The following is a 3,416-nucleotide window of genomic DNA, read 5'->3' on the forward strand; positions in this document are numbered from 1 at the left end:
CCTCCTGCGAGGTGACGGCCGTTCGGCGTTTCAGCGGTCGACGTCGGCCATCGCCAGCACGTCGAGTTTGCGATCGAGCTCTTCGAGCGAGAGCTTGTCCGGGACGAGCCCGCGGTCGATGACGGTCTGCCGGATCGTCTTCTTCTCGCGCAGCGCCTGTTTGGCGACCGCGGCCGCTTCCTCGTAGCCGATGGCCGAGTTGAGCGGGGTGACGATCGACGGTGACGATTCGGCCAGGGTCCGCAGGTGCTCCTCGTCGGCGACGAGCCCGCTCACACACTTGTCGGCGAACAAGCGAGAAACGTTGGCCAGCAGGCGAATCGACTCGAGCAGATTGCGCGCCATCACGGGAATGTAGACATTGAGCTCGAACGCCCCGCTCGCCCCGCCGAATGCGATCGCCGCGTCGTTGCCGACCACCTGCACCGCCACCTGCGTCACCGCCTCGGGCAGTACGGGATTCACCTTGCCGGGCATGATCGAGCTACCCGGCTGCAGGTCCGGCAGCTGCAATTCGCCGAGCCCGGTCAGCGGGCCCGAACCCATCCAGCGGATGTCGTTGGCGATCTTGGTCAGGCTGACCGCGATGGTGCGCAGCGCGCCGGAGGCCTCGACGAGTCCGTCACGCGCGGCCTGGGCCTCGAAATGATCCTGCGCTTCGCGCAGCGCGTCGATTCCCGTGGTGCGTACCAGTTGCGCGACGACCTTCGCACCGAATCCGGCGGGCGCGTTGAGACCGGTGCCCACCGCGGTGCCGCCGATCGGCAACTCGCCGAGGCGGGGAAGCACGGACATCGCGCGTTCGATACCCGCGGCGATCTGGCGGGTGTAGCCGCCGAATTCCTGGCCGAGCGTCACCGGCACCGCGTCCATCAGGTGGGTGCGGCCCGACTTCACCACGGTGCGCCACTGCTGTGACTTGTCGAGCAGCGCCAGGCGCAGATGGTCCAGCGCGGGAACGAGTTCGGTGATCACGGCCTCGGTGGCGGCCAGGTGTGTCGCGGTGGGGAAGGTGTCGTTGGAGGACTGCGACATGTTCACGTCGTCGTTGGGGTGCACGCTCACCCCGTTACGGGCGGCGATCGAGGCGATCACCTCGTTGGCGTTCATGTTCGAGCTGGTGCCCGAACCGGTCTGGAACACGTCGATCGGGAACTGGTCGTCGTGCTCCCCGTTCGCGATCTCGCCCGCCGCGGCGATGATCGCATCGGCCTTCACCGGATCGAGCAGGCCCAGATCCTTGTTGACCTGAGCGCACGCGGCTTTCAGCAGGCCCAGCGCCCGGATCTGGGCGCGCTCGAGTCCCCGCCCGCTGATCGGGAAGTTCTCGACGGCCCGCTGCGTCTGCGCCCGCCACAGGGCGTCGACGGGGACGCGAACCTCTCCCATGGTGTCGTGCTCGATCCGGTACTGCGCGTCGTCGTCAGCCATAGTTCGACCCTAGGACGAGAACACCGCGAATGGTGGCCACACACCAGCGCGAAATCCCACATCCGCGGCAGGAATACTCGCCGGACTCAGTCGGTGGGCCAGACCGCGCACACCTCGTCGGCGAAGTCCCTGGCTTGGGTGTGACCGGCCAGCGCGGCGCCGTGTACGCGCTGCGGGTCGAGCTCGTTGGGGCCGATGGCCTTGCGCGCGGCTTGGTCCGGATGGATCACCGTGACCCTGGCCGAACCGAGGTGGGCGAGCTGGGCGGAGATCTTCCCGCTGCGGCGCGGGGTGAGAATGTTGGACGCGAGGCCGACGATCCGGTCGTAGCCCTTCGCCAGATCCAGATTCAGGGGGGAGCGGACCCCGCCGTCGAGGTAGTGGTGCCCGTGACACGACGCCTCCGGCCAGGCGAACGGGATCGCGCAACTGGCGTTGACCGCCTCGGCGAGCGAGACGTCGCTGTCGCGGTCGAAGACCTTCAACACGCCGGTGTCGGCGTCGACCGCGGTGATCCACAACGGCTGTGCCGGCCACGACTTCTCGGGCAGGCGTGAGGACACCGCCGCCAGCCGCAACACGGGGTCGATCGTCGACCTGCCGCGCGAAGCGTTCGCGACCCGGCGTGCCGCGCTGGTCTCGCTGGGCGCGGTGCCCGCGATGAACGCCCACGTGGCCAGCTGCTTGACCGAGAGCCGGTTCGGGATCTCGGCGTTGAGCCGCCCCAGCTGCCGCTTGTAGAGCTCGTCGGTCGACAGCGTGCTGCGAATTTGCGCCCCGACGACCGCGCCCGCGGACGTGCCGATCACCAGATCGGCCGACCGCAGGTCCACCCCGGCCTCGGCCAGTCCGGCGATCATGCCGATCTGCCAGCCGATACCGGCGATTCCGCCGTTGCCGAGGACCAGGGCGGTGCTGGGCGCTGCCATAGTTCGACTATAGGGACGCCCAGCCCCGGATCACGGTAGCGGCGGGTTCGCGCTGTCGTCGCCGTCGAAGTCGACCGAGGAGTACTCGCGCAGCTTCGTCAGGCGGTGGTAGGCGTCGATCATGCGGACGGTGCCCGACTTGGACCGCATTACGATCGACTGGGTCGACGCGCCGCCGCCGTAGTAGCGCACGCCGCGCAGCAGGTCGCCGTCGGTGACGCCGGTGGCGCAGAAGAACACGTTGTCGCCGGAGACCAGGTCGGTGGTCGAGAGCACCCGATCCAGATCGTGGCCCGCGTCGATCGCCTTCTGCCGCTCTTCGTCGTCCTTCGGCGCGAGCATGCCCTGCAGCTCGCCGCCGAGACAGCGCAGCGCGGCGGCGGCGATGATGCCCTCGGGGGTGCCACCGATACCGACCAGGATGTCGACGCCGGACTCGGGACGCGCGGCGGCGATGGCGCCGGCGACGTCACCGTCGGAGATGAGGCGGATGCGGGCGCCCGCGTCGCGTGCCTGCTGGATGGTGTCCTCGTGGCGGGGACGGTCCAGGATGCAGACGGTCAGATCGGACACCGACAGCCGCTTTGCCTTGGCCACGCGGCGGATGTTCTCACCGATCGGGGCGGTGATGTCGATCGAGCCTGCGGCATCGGGGCCGACGGCGATCTTGTGCATGTAGAACACCGCGGACGGGTCGAACATGGCGCCGCGCTCGGCGACCGCGAGCACCGAGATGGCGCCGGGGGAACCCTTCGACATCAGGGTGGTGCCGTCGACCGGGTCGACGGCGAAGTCGACCTCGGGGCCGGTGCCGTCGCCGACGAGCTCACCGTTGTAGAGCATCGGCGCTTCGTCCTTCTCGCCCTCGCCGATGACGACGATGCCCTTCATGGACACCGAGCTGACGAGCTGACGCATGGCGTCGACGGCCGCGCCGTCGCCACCTTCCTTGTCGCCACGGCCGACCCAACGGCCACTCGCCATCGCGCCTGCCTCGGTGACGCGGACCAGCTCCAGCGCGAGGTTGCGATCGGGTGCCTCGCGGCGGCTGGGGGC

The 3,416-nt window shown here is 69.1% G+C and carries 3 protein-coding genes; all 3 read right to left on the reverse strand.

What is annotated here, in order from left to right; all coding sequences use genetic code 11:
* Positions 1-30 precede the first annotated feature (30 nt).
* Positions 31-1,431 (reverse strand): class II fumarate hydratase, encoded by a 1,401-nt coding sequence (locus ACFWF3_RS29085; protein ID WP_378993027.1) that lies wholly within the window; start codon positions 1,429-1,431, stop codon positions 31-33.
* An 86-nt stretch (positions 1,432-1,517) separates the two neighbouring features.
* Entirely contained in the window at positions 1,518-2,360 is an 843-nt protein-coding gene (locus ACFWF3_RS29090; protein WP_378993026.1) for a patatin-like phospholipase family protein, read from the reverse strand.
* A 30-nt stretch (positions 2,361-2,390) separates the two neighbouring features.
* A partial coding sequence (gene glpX / locus ACFWF3_RS29095) for a class II fructose-bisphosphatase (RefSeq protein WP_379316751.1) occupies positions 2,391-3,416 on the reverse strand: 1,026 nt, incomplete at its 5' end.

It is taken from the genome of Nocardia sp. NPDC060220, assembly GCF_042727815.1.
Classification (GTDB): domain Bacteria; phylum Actinomycetota; class Actinomycetes; order Mycobacteriales; family Mycobacteriaceae; genus Nocardia.